The sequence below is a fragment of the Syntrophorhabdaceae bacterium genome, assembly GCA_035541755.1.
In the GTDB taxonomy this organism is placed as follows: Bacteria; Desulfobacterota; Syntrophorhabdia; order Syntrophorhabdales; family Syntrophorhabdaceae; genus PNOF01.
Map to the genome: position 1 here is coordinate 1 of DATKMQ010000087.1, position 14,587 is coordinate 14,587.

The following is a 14,587-nucleotide window of genomic DNA, read 5'->3' on the forward strand; positions in this document are numbered from 1 at the left end:
TTATGCGCTCTTCTATGGTCTTGAGCACCTTCTCATCCTTGCCCGAAATGAAATCGGCCAATTCGTCGATGATTCTGTGATACTCGGCCGCGTCCACGCCTTCTGTGCACGGTCCAAGGCACTTCCCTAATTCGTAGAGCATACACGCCCTCTTCCTTCTCTTAAACACCGTGTCTTTGCATTTTCGTATGGGATAGAAGTGTTCCACGAGCTTGAGCACCTCCCTTACTTCCTTCGCATGAGGATAGGGTCCGAAATAGAGGGAGCCGTCATCCACGACCTTGCGTGTGGCAAAAAGCGCAGGATAGAGATCCTTCACGGTGAGCTTCAACGAAAGATAGGTTTTGTTGTCCTTGAGGTTCACGTTGTACTTGGGTCTATGCTCTTTGATCAGATTGTTTTCCAGAAGAAAGGCCTCTTTTTCATTGCCGGTAAGTACAAAGTCCACGTGGTCGATATTCTCAACGAGGCGCTCTGTCTTTGCGTCTTTTACCCCTTCCCTTACGTAGCTTCCGACCCGATCCCTTAAGTTCTTGGCTTTTCCGATATAGATGATGTTGTGAGCACGGTCCTTGAAGAGGTAGACCCCCGAGGACTCGGGAAGATTGTTGAGATGGTCCTCGGTGATCACAGGCTCAACTCCATCTGTTCTATTTTAAGAAGACGGTCCCTGAGTTCCTTCGCCCGTTCGAAATCCCACTTCTTGGCAGCGTCTGCCATCTCCTTTCTAAGCTTCCTGACCATCTTCGAACGCTGTTTGGGCTTAAGGGTCATCCCCTCCAGCTCATCGATAGGCACCGTGTAATAGTCCTTTTCGTAGATCGAAGCGAGCACATCCACGACTTCCTTCTTTATGCTCTCCGGCGTGATCCCGTTCTTTTCGTTATACGCCACCTGGATCTTTCGCCTTCTTTCGGTTTCGCTCATGGCCCTGCGCATGGACTCGGTGATATGGTCCGCGAACATAAGGACCCGCCCGTTCACATTGCGCGCTGCCCTGCCGCACGTTTGAACGAGAGACATCTCGGAGCGCAAAAACCCTTCCTTGTCCGCATCGAGGATCGCTACGAGCGAGACCTCGGGCAGGTCAAGGCCCTCACGAAGCAGGTTGACCCCGGCGAGCACATCGAACTTACCCATTCTTAAATCCCTCACGATGGCGACCCTTTCTAAGGTATCGATGTCCGAATGGAGGTATTTTGCCTTGACTCCTTTATCGAGGAGAAAGTCGGTCAAGTCCTCGGCAAAACGCTTGGTCAACGTGGTAACAAGCACCCTCTCCTTCTTCTCTATGGTCGCCTCAATCTCACTCAAGAGCATATCCACCTGGTTTTTCGCCCCCTTGATCACGATCTCGGGGTCCGTGAGGCCCGTGGGTCTGATAATCTGTTCCACTACGGAACCGCGCGCCTTTTGTAATTCATACGCCGCCGGTGTTGCCGAGATATAGAGCGCTTGTTTCTTGCGCGCTTCAAACTCTTCAAAGGTAAGAGGCCTGTTGTCAAGCGCCGAGGGCAATCTGAATCCGAATTCCACAAGTGTGGTCTTGCGGGCCCGGTCGCCCCTGTACATGCCCACAAGCTGAGGGATTGTCACATGGCTCTCGTCGATCATCACCAGGGCGTTTGTGGGCAGATAGTCCATAAGCGTGGGCGGAGGCTCTCCCGGCTTTCTTCCGGTAAAGTGACGCGAATAGTTCTCGATTCCCGAGCAAAAGCCCACTTCGGCGAGCATCTCGAGATCGTAATTGGTTCTCATTTCGAGCCGTTGGGCCTCGAGCAGCTTGTTCTCAGATTTGAGAACTTTGAGATGCTGAGCCAGTTCCGCCTGAATCGACGCAATGGCCCCCTCCAAGGTCTCTCGTGGCATAACGTAGTGGCTCGTCGGGTAAATGGTACACCGTCTCAATCTTTCCACTACCTTTCCGGTAAGGGGGTCAAGGGTTGACAGGGCCGCCACCTTGCCCTCTTCGAGAGTAATCCTGAAGGCCTTTTCTTCCTCATAGGGAGGATAGACATCGATATTGTCGCCCCTTACCCGGAATTTGCCACGGTAGAAGTCGATATCGTTTCTCTCGTACTGGCACTGGACGAGCTTGCTCAAGATCGCCGATCTGTCGATAGTCTGCCCCTCTTCCAAGTACAAGAGCATCCCGTAGTAGGCCTCAGGAGAGCCAAGGCCATAGATGCAGGAAACGCTCGCAACGATAATCACATCGTTGTGGTCAAAGAGTGCATTGGTTGCGAGCAGCCTCAACCTGTCAATCTCTTCGTTGATCGATGAATCCTTCTCGATATAGGTGTCCGAGGCCGGCAGGTACGCCTCTGGCTGATAATAATCGTAATAGCTCACAAAGAAGTGAACCTCGTTTTGAGGAAAAAGGGTTTTGAACTCGGTGAAAAGCTGCGCGGCGAGGGTTTTGTTATGGGAGATGACGAGGGTTGGCCGCTGTACCCTCTCTATCACATTGGCCATGGTGAAGGTTTTGCCTGAACCGGTGACCCCGAGGAGGACCTGATGGGGCGCGCCCTTTTCAACCCCTTCTGATAGTTTCTTGATTGCCTCGGGTTGATCGCCCCTTGGTTCGTAATCGCTTACAAGTTTGAATCTTTCCACGACCCATGTATTCTAATGCCCTTCGGGCTATAAGTCAAAGAGGGCGCGGCTAAAAGATATGGGCGCGGCAGAGAAGGAGGGACGAAGAAACGCGAAAATGTCGTTTCAGAGGTTATTTGATCCTTTCAAACTTCGTTTGCCTGCCGTGGCGTCGCGTGAATCATAATGGACGGTTCGGTGTTGCTTTATTGGACCGGAAATCGGGCTAGGATATGAGGGGTGCGCCCTTAAGTTTTCCTCCTTACTGCCGATAATCTCTATAATCGAACTCGGCGGATGGTAGCGGGACATCCCGTCATGCGTTACCGCGCATGGTGAGGAGAGTGCGAACTCTCTTGTACTACTGTCCGCCACGTTGTGTTTCACGGGCCCGGCGGATAGCCGGGCCTTACTCTGCCTGGGTTTGCTTGCCCTAGTCGCTTGTTTGAAACTGCTTAAGGCTAGAATGCGTGTATGTTTGTGCTTGGAGACAGGCTTGTTCGGAAAACTCCATCTACAACGCTCTGCCGGACTCTGCGCTGCTCCATGTATGCATATACACGTCCGCGCCAGCAGAGCCCGGCATATCGTCACATCTGAAGCTTTCACTCCAAGCCTGTCTCCACTTACGCCGCGTCCCTCAGCAACATGGCTGAGTTCGCGGTTATTGCATCTGAACCATACAATGACTATCCGCAGCGCATAGCGCAGCTTCTGGTTCCGCCATCCACACAACACATCAATAAGGAAACTGGTGTCTCTAGACCTCCAGTTTTACCGTCAACAACGTCTTTACAGCTCGACAAAGATTTCTGATGCATCGCTACAATAGACCTGTTTCCCCTTGGGACAACAAAATCATTACATTATATGCGGCTGCGCGTAAAGAAATTCAGCGAACGATGTTACTCAACGTAAGCGGATTATGGGAAGAGTGAAGAACCCTTACCACTATGCCGTTCTACTGTGGGCCGCAGGCGTTATGAAGGGACATTGAGACGCGACTTTCCTCCTGAAAGAAACAGCTCAACAACATACTGATTTCACAGCCCTTCAAATGGTATTGCTTTTTGACTGTAGTCTACACCCTGCCCGATTTTCTCGATATACACTGTTTCAAATAGCAATCGTTTACATCTTCAATAGTGTTTTTCCTATAAAGAAATGATATGATGCAAAAAATAAGAAATTACAACGTTGGGAAATTAAAATTGTTGGGCACATCATTAGAAATAATCGGATGCGCCGTATTATCCTGCCGTAGAACAATCAAGGGAGGCGAACTATGGATATTCAGCAGCACTGGGGGGCCATTCGCAATGTAGTCAATAAAGCCTTAGAGAGCAATCATTTCTGCGCGGTAGCCACGGTGAATCCTGATGGTTCACCACGTGTTTCGCCGATTGGTTCTCTTATTCTCTACGAGACAGGGAAGGCCTTTTATTTCGAAGAATTTCCAAAAAATATGCGGCTAAATCTCGACCGGGATCAACGGATATGTGTCATGGCTGTGAATGGAGGATTCTGGCACTGGCTGAAAGCACTCTTTAAGGGACGCTTTGATGCTCCTCCAGGGGTAAGGCTTACGGGTAGGGCCGGTGCAAGGAGAATGGCGACCCAAGAAGAGGTAAAGCAGTGGCAAGAACGGGTGAAACGCTTCCGGAGATTCAAAGGATATAAATTGCTTTGGAAGGACATGCGTTATGTTCGTGAGGTCATATTTGATGGTTTTGAACCGGTGCATTTGGGTCTCATGGGTGAAGGGCTATGGGAAGAACGGAAAGAATAGAATGTTAATGACTACAAACAGGAATGACCTAATTATACCAGTGCAAATAGTGTCAAGCAAATCTTCCGTCTGAGAAGTCAGCCGTCAAACAACAAGCATACCGAAGGATGTTTGCCAAATGAGCACATTAAACGCTATGTTCCAAGATGTAATCGGTGGTTCTTTAGACGTTCAATGCCTGCTTTGTAGATGAAGCGCGTAATTTTTCGGCTCGCAAACAGGAAAAATCCCCATCAGCAGGACAAAGTCCGTATTTTTGACTGTAAGCTTCATTTTGGGAGATTTGCCAAGCGGTCCACCTTTCAAATGGTATTCCTCATAAGTTCTGTATGCTTCAATTCTAACTTAGGTCAGAGAATGCCAAATTAATGAACAAACTTTGTACATGTGGAGACATCTCCAAGGTGAGGAGATCTCTAACGTCTTTTATGCCTCTTTTCAGGCGTTGGGCTTTCCCATCCCCTCCATTTCCCTATGATACGCAAGGATAATGTCCTTTCTGCTTACCATGGCAATTATCTTTGCCGGATCGTGTTTATCCGTCACGGGCAATTCCCGCAAATCTGCACTCGCCATAAGTTTCAATGCCGTGTTGAGAGAGTCGTCCATGGTTACCGTCATCACACTCGACAGGGCGATGTCCCTGGCCACCAAATTGCCGTGTAGTGCCCTGTCTGCCATGGCTTGGCGTAGATCCGTCATAGAGAGAATCCCCTTCAGCCTACCCGTTGTGTCGATGACAGGGAAATCCTGCTGAGTCGAATCGAGCATCACCTTCAGGATGTCCTCAAATGGCATGGCATCGGGGATAATCTCGATTTCTCTGCCAGGGACCACCGCATCTTTCACGGTGAGATGATCCATGACGTCCACCGCATAATCGCCGATGTGGGCCGGTGAGTCGATCCGCGAACGAACCTGTTTCTCGTAGAGAGAAACGTGTCCCAGTAACAGGTAAGCGAGGGACGAAACGATCATCATGGGGACGATGAGGCTGTAACCGCCGGTCATTTCAGCGACCATCACCAGTGATGCGATGGGCACCTTGGCGACTCCTGCGAAGAAGCCGCCCATGCCGACAAGTACAAAGGCAGATGGTTCAGTCACTATATGGGGAAAAAGCTTCCCGCATATGTTCCCGTAGAAACCGCCCAGCATGGAGCCGATAAAAAGAGATGGTGCAAATACGCCACCACTGCCCCCCGAACTAATCGTAAAGGAAGTGGCGATGATTTTGGCAAAGACAAGCATGGCCATGAGCCCTAGAGCAAGCTGTCCGTCTATGGCCGACTGCATCCATTTGTATCCGCCTCCCAAGACTTCGGGATAAAAGAACGCAACGATCCCGAGCATAAGACCGCCCAAAGCCGGTATCGCCGGTCTCGGGATAGTGAGCTTTCTAAAGAACCGGTCTCTCATCCCGTAGAAACACTTGACGTACAAATACCCTACGGGGGCACACAAAAGGCCCAAGACACCATAGAACGGCAGTTGGGAGACGCTTGCCAGGGCAAACGAAGGCGTATGAAAGATCGTCCCCACCCCGTCGTAAAACGTGAAAACCATGAAACCGATTATGGAAGAAAGTGTGCAGGGAATAATCGCTTCGAATTCAAAATCGGCTTTACTGTATAGGACCTCGGTGGCAAAGAGTGCTGCTCCCAGGGGTGCCTTGAATATGGCGCCTATGCCGCCTGCCGCTCCTGCGAGCAGGAGAATACGTCGTTCGTTATCGCTCAGTTTCAAAACACTGGCCAGAAAAGAGGCAAACCCTGACCCGATCTGGGCAATGGGGCCCTCTCTCCCGGCGGACCCGCCCGTTCCGATGGTGATCGCCGACGCTATGGTCTTGATTATGGGCACGCGCCTGCGCACGATACCTCTTTTCCGGTGGAAACTGTCGATCATGGCGTCGGTCCCGTGGCCCTCGGCTTCCGGTGCAAAGCGGAAAACGAGAAGTCCGGAGAGAACTCCCCCCACGGCCGGTATCCAGAGCATCATCCATCGCTCGAAGGGAAAACCCAGGATCGTATATGCAGCATTGTGATGGGGCGAGAGATATGTGATAAGGTCCTCGGTAAAGAACCTCGTTCCGGTTTGAAGCAGGAACATGAAGATAATGGCACCCAGGCCCGATACCACCCCGACAATGATGCCAAGAAATGTGCCCCGCCAGATCCGTTTTAATCGCTTCGGAGCAAAGGGGTCAGGAATACTTTTAAATATGTTTGCCATTATTCTGCCTCAGCGCCCAGTGCGCTTTGTTGCCGGATCGGTATTCAGATTTCCCCGTGGTTCGTGTGAGGTCTTTCTCAACGAGCCTCTCACAACCTCTCCGGAGAATATATAATCATTCTCTCTGTTCCTGTGGTGGCACCGTATGCAGGTGTCGATCTTCCCCCATACTTCGGTCTCTGTATCGGGGGTGTACTGGACCCAGTACCAGTCTCCTCCCTCCGGATCGAATCCGTTGAGCTTGTGCATGGCCGTGATGGCTATCAGCTTCCGGTCCTCCCCATAGTTCTCGTTCACAATGATGGACCCATACTGCATGCCTCTTTTTTTCTTTATGGACTTCATTGCAGTCGTGTTCACGTAGGTCGTAAGGAAGGCGCCGTCAGGCTGAGTACCGGGGTACAACGGGCCTTTGCCCGGCCAGCGCTTCCAGTTCCTGTAGAGACGGTCCTTCATGATCTGATTCAAGAGTTCCTGTCTGTCCGTATTGAGCATGGGTGCCGCACCATCTTGTATCTCAGATTCCTCGGGCTTGGTCTTATCCTCAGCGTGAACAAGGACCGGGACACACAGGATAAAGACAAAGATAATCCCCAACAGAATCGCGATCCTCTCTCTCAGAGACCGTTTCCTCTCGTATGGGCGGGGGTAACTACCCATCCGATTGCGTCTTTCCCCTCGATGCCGTGCTTCTTCACCACTCATCATACTCATTTGCAGGAATTCCCAGACCCGGTGCCGGGGCTATATCATTAAAGGCGGAAACGCACCCAGGTACACGGGGACGAAAATGTATTACTCCTGAGTGCGTTTCCATGGGCGGCACCAGCGCCCTACATTCGGTTTCAAGAAATCATTTTCCAGCCTTAGCGATCAAAGATCCCACTGCTCGCCGGTTTTGCCCTGGCTATTTGCCCTGCCGGAGTTGCTACAACCACTTCCGCAGTCTTCTTGCCTTCTTTCTCTACATAACTCACAAGTGCCCTGTCTCCAGGTTTGATGTCCTGAAGCTCAACATGACGGACGAGCTTTGCGTGACCGGTATTAAAGGTCTCCTCGCCTCTCGAATTTCTTAGGACAATGGTTTGTGAGGAGGCATCAACCGCCACTACCTTTCCGGAAAACCGTTTCGTTTCTGGTTTCTGGTTTGCATTCCCTTGAGTCCAGAGCGGGTCGCCTTGTTGTTCCCTATTTACGTCCATAGGGGGCAATGTCTGTGCGAAAGTATTCCCAATACATGCAAGACCTATCAGCATGATACCGAATGCCATAATCCTTTTTCGCATGACTCTTTTGCCCTGTCCCGCCGAACGTGCTATTTCGGTCACTGAAGCGGCGTAAAATGTGCCCGTCTGTTCCTGGCCCAGCATGCTTCATCGTGCTCCTGGCAGATCGGCTTCTCCTTGCCGTAGCTTACGGTCTCGAGCAATCTTGAGTTGATACCCAGGTTCATGAGGAAATTCTTTGTGGCATCAGCCCGCCTCTGGCCCAAGGCCAGGTTGTACTCAACCGTGCCTCTTTCGTCGCAGTTGCCCTCGATTCTGACTTTCTTCCCAGCGTTATTTTTGAACCAGCCTGTATCATCTTTAAGGATTAATGCGTCTTTCTCTCTGATGTTGGACTTGTCGAAATCAAAATTGATGTCCTTCAGCATAACAACAGATGCGGGTGCCATGCCCTGCGCACCGGGCTGAGAACCTGCTGTCACCGGCATTTGGGCCTTTGCCTCAGGGGATGTGACTGTGGCCCGAGGGCCTGTGGGTGGAGATTTTTCTCCTCTCATTTGCTGCTGGAAGCATCCGCAACCACCGAGGACAAGACCAACCAAAAGAACCAATAGAACAAGAATAAGTGAAAGATGCAGTTTGAATTTCATGTATTGCCTCCTTTTTGAAGTTTTATAGGATCATTTTGTTCATCCTTGCAGCGTGAGGACAAGATCTGTACACATTTCATATTTCAGCCCCTATCTCCTCCCGATAAAATTCATCACTCGTGAGGCCCACTTGTGAAGAAAGCCCCCTGATTCTGGCCCCGCCTGCATACCTCAGAACACGTGCAGGCGCCAAGGAGGAGAACCACTAATGTGACCAGAAGAAGTAATTTACACAATTTACGCTTCACGTACTGCCCCCTTGTCAGCGTCGCATGAAATGTCGTGATACGTCGGCGTCATCCGGGCCAGAGTCTGGGAGCATTTTATTTTTTGCTGACCTCCTTTGCGTAGAGGTTGTCCGACTTGAGATAACGGACCGTGACGGTATCACCCAGCTTGATGTCATTGATTGGGGCAGGTTTCCCTTTAATCATTATCTTCGTATCTTTGTCCACGATGGTTCCCACGTCCATCGTCTCACTCCCTATTTTGGCAGTGATGGTGATGGCCTTTCCCTGGGGGTCGACGGAGATGACCTTGCCTGTTGCCGTTTCCATTCTGGCTTTCTCGTCCGCAACTGCCATGTTAAACAGCAGAAAATATCCGATTAAGAGTGCAAGAACGGTAATAATTGATCTATTCATTTGATACCTCCTTTCTTCGGCTTTTTCGGTTTAGTGCGCTTTCTTTGAGACACGTCCGATTCCTGATCGAAAAAAAAGGTCACTTTTAGATCTTGGGCCTCCATGACTTCTACGAGTTTCCGGACAGAGCGATAGATGATGTTCAGCTCTGCTTCTTTGAGTTTTCCAAGACCATGGACCATCTTACCCTGGGCGGGATTGGGGGTCTTTTTCACCAGCGATTCGCCTGCCGGGGTCAGCCGAACGTTCACAACCCTGCGATCCGTCTTATCCCTGTCTCTCACTACATAGCCTTTGCCTTCCAGCCGATCGATCACTCCGGTGACGGTGCTCGGATCCAGGTACATCTCTTTGCTCAGTTCGCCTAAGGGCAGGCTTTTCTTCCGAGCGATAGTCTTTAATGCCCACAGCTGAGGACCCGTTATTCCGAACTTGCTGTATACCTCGTGGGAATAATCCTGGATGGCTTTGAATATGCGGCGCAGGGACTGCATCGTCTCGGATATCGCTATGTCTGAACTAACGTCATCGGTCACAATCCTACCTCTATCTTCTTAGTTTGTATACACATCATTTGTATACAAACAATATATAAGACTACCAGAAATTGTTGTCAAGAAAAAAATTAGAGAATTCTGCCGATCATGACCCGAGGTTTGTGTAAGCCCATGCCTTGAGATCGGTATTAAAGGAGAGGTACGGACAGATAGCTTTTGACAACTACGAGAATGGGGAAGAAGAGGATAATAGCCAATACCTACTTGACTATGAATGTAAACTTTGTGCTTGCCAGACTGCGCTGGTGCTTTACCTTAATCTCTACGGTCCATTCACCTGCCATCGATAAATCCATCTGCGCTTGGTAATGATCGCCGACGGGCTGTGCTGTCGCAGTATATTCCATCATTGGGGGCTTTCCAGGGAACGAGGGCATAAAATAGTGCACCTGGACTTGGGCCCCGGTAACGGGCTTCGAAGCCTTATCCTTCATCATTATTGTAAGATTATTAGACCCTCTTGCAGGCGGATTTTTATCAATTTTTGCCTCTAAAGTATACCCCCCTGCTTTTCCTTTTACCTCATACTCACCCGAATAAGCCAGAAGCGGCCACATTATTATGAATGCAAGAAGAACGAAAAGCGTTCTTTTCATATTGCTTTACCTCCTCAACGAATGCTATTCATGTGGGAAACGTAAGCACATGATTTGTTGAGGTCAAGATAAGGATGAAAACCTTCGCCCATCTCACGTAATGATTCTCTTGAGAACAATTCTGTATGATTGACTCGCCGGTGAAGGAGATAACTGACATGCATGTGTTCGCGGGATTTCCCTCTTGCAATGGTAAGAAAACGGTTGTATTTTGTAGGAAAATATTGCGCTATTTGACTCAGGTCAACGTGATCGCTTTCATAAAACACGCCATCTGGTATCACGATTACGGCCATTTGAGGAGGAAACATGACACTCAAGACAAAACTCGCCTCTGGTTTGGGATTCTTATTCGCCATTATCTTCGCTCTCTGCTGTTTTTGCTCTTACTACGTTGGGACGTTAGGCCAGGAATCCGGTAGAATTCTCAAAGATAACTATGATTCGCTCGTCTATGCCAGAAATATGGTTGCCGGCCTCGATGATATGGGGACTTCCATCGCCAATTCAGTCTTTAACGCCGGTCGTGATAGAAAGATGTCGGAATACTACGCAGGCCGTTTCGAGTCGGGAAGAAAACTGTTTGAAGCGAACATAGAAAAGGAAAAACATAATATAACCGAGATACACGAGAAGGAAGATGTCGAAGAGCTGACCCAAAATTATGATTCCTACCTGAAACTGTGTTTGCAGTTAAAGAGCGGGTCAGCCGCAAGTGCGACCTACTTCAGCGACTTCGTACCGGCATCACAAAGACTGAACCAATCCATCAACACGATCTATGACGTGAACATGCAGGCTGTCATACGTAAGAGCCAGTCAGTGCAGCACGACTCCGCCCGTTTCGTCTGGGCCATGGGCGCGATAGGATCGATCTGTCTGGTATTGGCGTTGGCATATTTCTGGTATTTCCCTGTGTACATTTCCACTACTCTCAGTTATCTCTCGAACAGAATGAGGGACTTACTGAAAAAGAGTGGAATCTCCTTCGACACCAAGACGAATGACGAGGCTTTTGTCATGCTAGAGGCCATACAGGTCCTTGAAACCAAACTAGGTGTAAAGACAGGGGATGCACCAACTGCAGGAAAGAAGACACAATGACCAGTATTGCGCTGACGGCTTTGTAGGCCGATCATTTGACACGCTTTTTGTTACAAACGGATGGGCTACTCCACTTTCCTGTCAATGGCCGGGTTGCTTCGTAAGAGGGCCAAACCTGCAATTGAAGATACCAGTGATGCCGCGAAGACTGCCATTTTTGAGGTTATTATCAGATGGTTATCTGTAAACGCCAGATTGGTTATAAAGATCGACATCGTAAATCCAACGCCACCTAAGATCCCTATTCCCCCAACATGCTTCCAATTAATATCCTGCGGAAGCCCACATAACCCGCTTTTTACCGCTATCATGCTGAAAAAGAGTATCCCTGCGGGTTTGCCAAGAACAAGTCCGGCGAACACACCTAGCGTATTATGAGTGATGAGTTTCGCATCCCACCCATGAGAAAATCCCATTGCGGTATTCACAAGAACAAAAATTGGGATCACGAGAAATGGTACCGGCCTATTCAGGAACCGCAGGACTCTCGTGGAGGGTGAAGATTTGTCCCCGTTTTGGAACGGAATAGCGAATGCCAACAGGACTCCCGTAATGGTGGGGTGTACCCCTGACTTGAGCATGAATAGCCACATGAGAATTCCTCCAACAAGGTAGGGGGCGATTTTATAAACCTTTAGCCGGTTCAGAATAAGCATGGTTGCGAACACGGCCAACCCTGCCGCCAAGAAAAGATATGAGAGATTGCGGGCATAAAAGAACGCAATTACAATGATCGCTCCAAGATCATCGATTATCGCTAATGCGGTCAAGAAAACCTTTAATGACACCGGCACTCTTCTGCCGAGCAATGACAGTACGCCTAAAGAAAAAGCTATATCTGTGGCTACAGGGATTCCGAAACCTGATTGCGTTGGCGTCCCGGCGTTTAACGTCAAATGAATACAGGCCGGGAGTATCATCCCTCCTATCGCGGCAAAGACGGGCAGTAACGCATTCCTGGTCCCAGATAGTTCACCTTTGTATAATTCCCTCTCTATTTCAAGTCCCACAAGCAAGAAGAAGACCGTCATGAGACCGTCGTTTATCCATTCGGCAATGCTGTATCGCAGAGGCAGACCCACAAAGGAGAAGTCCAGACGATAATGCCAGAAATTGATATAGGCGGGTCCAAACCCCGAGTTGGCGATAGCGATGGAGACAGATGCTGCTAGGAGTAAGAATAAACCCCCAGTTCTCTCGTCAGCGATGAATTGAAGGAAAAACCTGGTAATTTTGATTCTTCTTGGCCGCTCGGCTGACATTCTTCTGCCCGTTCGGTACAATATAACCCAGGGGGCGATTTACTTCCATCCATGACTTGGTTTTTTCTCTACCTATTGCAACCCGTAATGAACGACGCGGCTTGTAGACCAGAGATGATGAGTCGTAGGTGAAAGCGTAAACGATATGTGCCCGCTAAGGCTAATCAGAAAAGCTCATCCTGCCTTCCCTGGTTTCTTCGCCCTGCCGGAAGGTCTCGTAGAAGAACCTCTCCGAGCAGGCGAGAATTAGACCCAATTCCCTTCACGTTAGTTCCACTGAAATAATTCTTGATGTACCGGCAGCGCAGCCTGTGGGTGAGGCCATGAAGCCCGTAAACGTCGGCCCGTACTATATGGCTATTGCAGATTGGATAAAGAATGAGGGAGGGGATTGAAATCCCCTCCCCTTGAGGTTTTCACTTATTTCTTAACCAGGACAACGGGGCATTTTGCTCCGCGCAGGATCTTTTCTGCCATGCTTCCCATAAGATGACCGAGGATTCCCGTCATGCCGTGCGAAGCGATGACGATGAGGTCGATCTTTCTTGTCTTTTCTTCTTTGAGGATTTCTTCGTAGGGGTTACCCTTGGTAATATCTGCAATAATCTCTACATCCTTTGATTTGACGACTCTCTTAATCTGCTTCTGCATCATGTCTTCAGCCGCCTTGATGGTTCTCTTATGAAGGGCGTCTACGCTGGCCTGATCCAGGCAATAGTCAATTGTGCATATCTGGCTTATCCAGGCAACATGGAGGAGATAAATCTTTGCCTTGTACGTTTTTGCCATATCGTAGGCTTGTCTCAATGCGTTGTCCGAAAACTTGGAAAAATCTGTCGGTACAAGAATCTTCTTTGGCGCAAACATATGACCTCCTTTTTTTCTGGAATTTATCTATTTCATTGTACAATAGACCTTTATCGCTGTGCAATCTTATGGTTCACTTCGCAATATTCACAAAAGCTCTTCTGGGTTCTTCGTGGTCTTTGATCCTGCCGGAGCCCGTCGTACGATTTTTCTTGCTTTGTTTCAAAACGCTGGTATCATTAATTTAGTTAGACTCAACAACTTTTTTCCGTTACGAGTCACTGATCCCACAACTCTGACATTCATCGACTCAAGATTGTAGAATGTAACAAATTGCAGATGGCTCTGCATCATTTGTTGAGCCCCATAAAGGACGATTATGAAGCGATTATTCTTTATTCTTGCTTTATCAGTATTGCTTCCTGTCGTCAGTTGGTCGGCGTGTTCCAAGGATGAAAGAACTGATTTTGCTGGTTGGGATTTCCTATGGACTTATTCTGGCTCAATTGGCGAACTCGAAAATGTCGCACTTACTCTGTCTTTTGATAACAACACGCTATCAGCGGTACTCTTTGATCCCATAAGCCAGAGCAATATTAGGCTCGAGGGGCAGATATTTGATGACGGTCGTATAAACTTACGAAGCACCGAGAACGCCGAACCTAAGATTATGCTTGAAGGAGAATTTCTTGAAACCGACCCGCGCGGAAAATTCAGATCCAAACTCAACTGTGAGGTTCTTTCTGGCAACTATACATCACCTTTAAAACAAGACAAATTTATCTTTGGTGCGGAGTACGGCTACGGCGGGTCCATAGACCACAGATATTCGCGTATTGGTGCAGACGATGACGCTTGTGTTGAGCGGGAAGCAAAACGGTTCATCGAGGCTGTTGCAAGACGAGATAAACAAACTGTAGCAAATTGTATGAATTATCCCGTGCGGGTCAATGGAATCCGCGGTCATAAGACTATATACAATAAGAAACAGCTATTGAAAGATTATGACCGAATATTCAAGCCAGAATTTTCCAAAGCAATTTCTCTTTCCCGGCCATATCATATGTTCGTGACTAAGTACGAACAGGCAGTACTCGGGCACGGGTTGGTTGCATTTGTAGG

The 14,587-nt window shown here is 49.0% G+C and carries 14 protein-coding genes; 3 read left to right on the plus strand and 11 right to left on the minus strand.

From position 1 onward, the window contains the following. Nucleotides 1-631, minus strand: a 631-nt coding sequence (locus VMT62_08425) for a GIY-YIG nuclease family protein (protein ID HVN96440.1), incomplete at its 3' end; no start/stop codon positions are given. Continuing rightward, nucleotides 628-2,616 (minus strand): excinuclease ABC subunit UvrB, encoded by a 1,989-nt coding sequence (gene uvrB / locus VMT62_08430; protein HVN96441.1) that lies wholly within the window; start codon nucleotides 2,614-2,616, stop codon nucleotides 628-630. The genes uvrB and VMT62_08425, both read right to left, overlap by 4 nt. Before the next feature lie 1,264 nt (nucleotides 2,617-3,880). Between uvrB and VMT62_08435 the strand changes: the two genes are divergently transcribed. After that, on the plus strand, nucleotides 3,881-4,384 hold the full coding sequence (locus tag VMT62_08435) for a pyridoxamine 5'-phosphate oxidase family protein (protein HVN96442.1): 504 nt from the start codon (nucleotides 3,881-3,883) through the stop codon (nucleotides 4,382-4,384). 438 nt (nucleotides 4,385-4,822) lie between these two features. Here the strand turns inward: VMT62_08435 and VMT62_08440 are convergent, their stop codons facing one another. From VMT62_08440 to VMT62_08470, 7 genes are all read right to left on the minus strand, one after another. Next, a complete protein-coding gene (locus VMT62_08440; GenBank protein ID HVN96443.1) occupies nucleotides 4,823-6,619 on the minus strand; it encodes a chloride channel protein in 1,797 nt (598 codons plus the stop codon). 9 nt (nucleotides 6,620-6,628) lie between these two features. Next, nucleotides 6,629-7,279: a cytochrome P460 family protein gene (locus VMT62_08445; protein HVN96444.1), complete on the minus strand. Its 651-nt coding sequence runs from the start codon at nucleotides 7,277-7,279 to the stop codon at nucleotides 6,629-6,631. A gap of 206 nt (nucleotides 7,280-7,485) precedes the next feature. After that, nucleotides 7,486-7,989 (minus strand): hypothetical protein, encoded by a 504-nt coding sequence (locus VMT62_08450; GenBank protein ID HVN96445.1) that lies wholly within the window; start codon nucleotides 7,987-7,989, stop codon nucleotides 7,486-7,488. Then, nucleotides 7,944-8,495 carry a peptidoglycan-associated lipoprotein Pal gene (gene pal, locus VMT62_08455; GenBank protein ID HVN96446.1) on the minus strand — a complete coding sequence of 184 codons (552 nt, stop codon included), beginning with the start codon at nucleotides 8,493-8,495 and terminating at the stop codon, nucleotides 7,944-7,946. The genes VMT62_08450 and pal overlap by 46 nt, the downstream gene beginning before the upstream one ends. Before the next feature lie 323 nt (nucleotides 8,496-8,818). Next, the gene (locus tag VMT62_08460; GenBank protein ID HVN96447.1) at nucleotides 8,819-9,139 is read right to left on the minus strand and encodes a hypothetical protein; all 321 of its coding nucleotides are present in this window, start codon (nucleotides 9,137-9,139) and stop codon (nucleotides 8,819-8,821) included. After that, on the minus strand, nucleotides 9,136-9,675 hold the full coding sequence (locus VMT62_08465; protein ID HVN96448.1) for a MarR family transcriptional regulator: 540 nt from the start codon (nucleotides 9,673-9,675) through the stop codon (nucleotides 9,136-9,138). The genes VMT62_08460 and VMT62_08465 overlap by 4 nt, the downstream gene beginning before the upstream one ends. A 221-nt stretch (nucleotides 9,676-9,896) precedes the next feature. Beyond that, a complete protein-coding gene (locus tag VMT62_08470) occupies nucleotides 9,897-10,292 on the minus strand; it encodes a FixH family protein (protein HVN96449.1) in 396 nt (131 codons plus the stop codon). Nucleotides 10,293-10,601: 309 nt separating this feature from the next. Here VMT62_08470 and VMT62_08475 point away from each other — a divergent pair, with 309 nt between their 5' ends. After that, on the plus strand, nucleotides 10,602-11,396 hold the full coding sequence (locus tag VMT62_08475) for a hypothetical protein (protein ID HVN96450.1): 795 nt from the start codon (nucleotides 10,602-10,604) through the stop codon (nucleotides 11,394-11,396). 65 nt (nucleotides 11,397-11,461) lie between these two features. Here VMT62_08475 and nhaA read toward each other — a convergent pair whose 3' ends face one another. Both nhaA and VMT62_08485 read right to left on the minus strand, forming a co-directional pair. Continuing rightward, nucleotides 11,462-12,658: a Na+/H+ antiporter NhaA gene (gene nhaA, locus VMT62_08480; protein HVN96451.1), complete on the minus strand. Its 1,197-nt coding sequence runs from the start codon at nucleotides 12,656-12,658 to the stop codon at nucleotides 11,462-11,464. A gap of 420 nt (nucleotides 12,659-13,078) precedes the next feature. Continuing rightward, the gene (locus tag VMT62_08485) at nucleotides 13,079-13,525 is read right to left on the minus strand and encodes a universal stress protein (GenBank protein HVN96452.1); all 447 of its coding nucleotides are present in this window, start codon (nucleotides 13,523-13,525) and stop codon (nucleotides 13,079-13,081) included. A gap of 319 nt (nucleotides 13,526-13,844) precedes the next feature. Between VMT62_08485 and VMT62_08490 the strand changes: the two genes are divergently transcribed. Then, nucleotides 13,845-14,587: hypothetical protein (locus VMT62_08490; GenBank protein ID HVN96453.1), on the plus strand; the 743-nt coding region annotated here is incomplete at its 3' end.

What these genes read in the sequence shown, in the direction of transcription:
- VMT62_08435 (HVN96442.1), top strand. Translation starts at nt 3,881, where the DNA reads ATGGATATTCAGCAGCACTGGGGGGCCATTCGCAATGTAGTCAATAAA.
- VMT62_08440 (HVN96443.1), bottom strand. Translation starts at nt 6,619, where the DNA reads ATGGCAAACATATTTAAAAGTATTCCTGACCCCTTTGCTCCGAAGCGA.
- VMT62_08445 (HVN96444.1), bottom strand. Translation starts at nt 7,279, where the DNA reads ATGGGTAGTTACCCCCGCCCATACGAGAGGAAACGGTCTCTGAGAGAG.
- VMT62_08450 (HVN96445.1), bottom strand. Translation starts at nt 7,989, where the DNA reads ATGCTGGGCCAGGAACAGACGGGCACATTTTACGCCGCTTCAGTGACC.
- pal (HVN96446.1), bottom strand. Translation starts at nt 8,495, where the DNA reads ATGAAATTCAAACTGCATCTTTCACTTATTCTTGTTCTATTGGTTCTT.
- VMT62_08460 (HVN96447.1), bottom strand. Translation starts at nt 9,139, where the DNA reads ATGAATAGATCAATTATTACCGTTCTTGCACTCTTAATCGGATATTTT.
- VMT62_08470 (HVN96449.1), bottom strand. Translation starts at nt 10,292, where the DNA reads ATGAAAAGAACGCTTTTCGTTCTTCTTGCATTCATAATAATGTGGCCG.
- VMT62_08475 (HVN96450.1), top strand. Translation starts at nt 10,602, where the DNA reads ATGACACTCAAGACAAAACTCGCCTCTGGTTTGGGATTCTTATTCGCC.
- nhaA (HVN96451.1), bottom strand. Translation starts at nt 12,658, where the DNA reads ATGTCAGCCGAGCGGCCAAGAAGAATCAAAATTACCAGGTTTTTCCTT.
- VMT62_08485 (HVN96452.1), bottom strand. Translation starts at nt 13,525, where the DNA reads ATGTTTGCGCCAAAGAAGATTCTTGTACCGACAGATTTTTCCAAGTTT.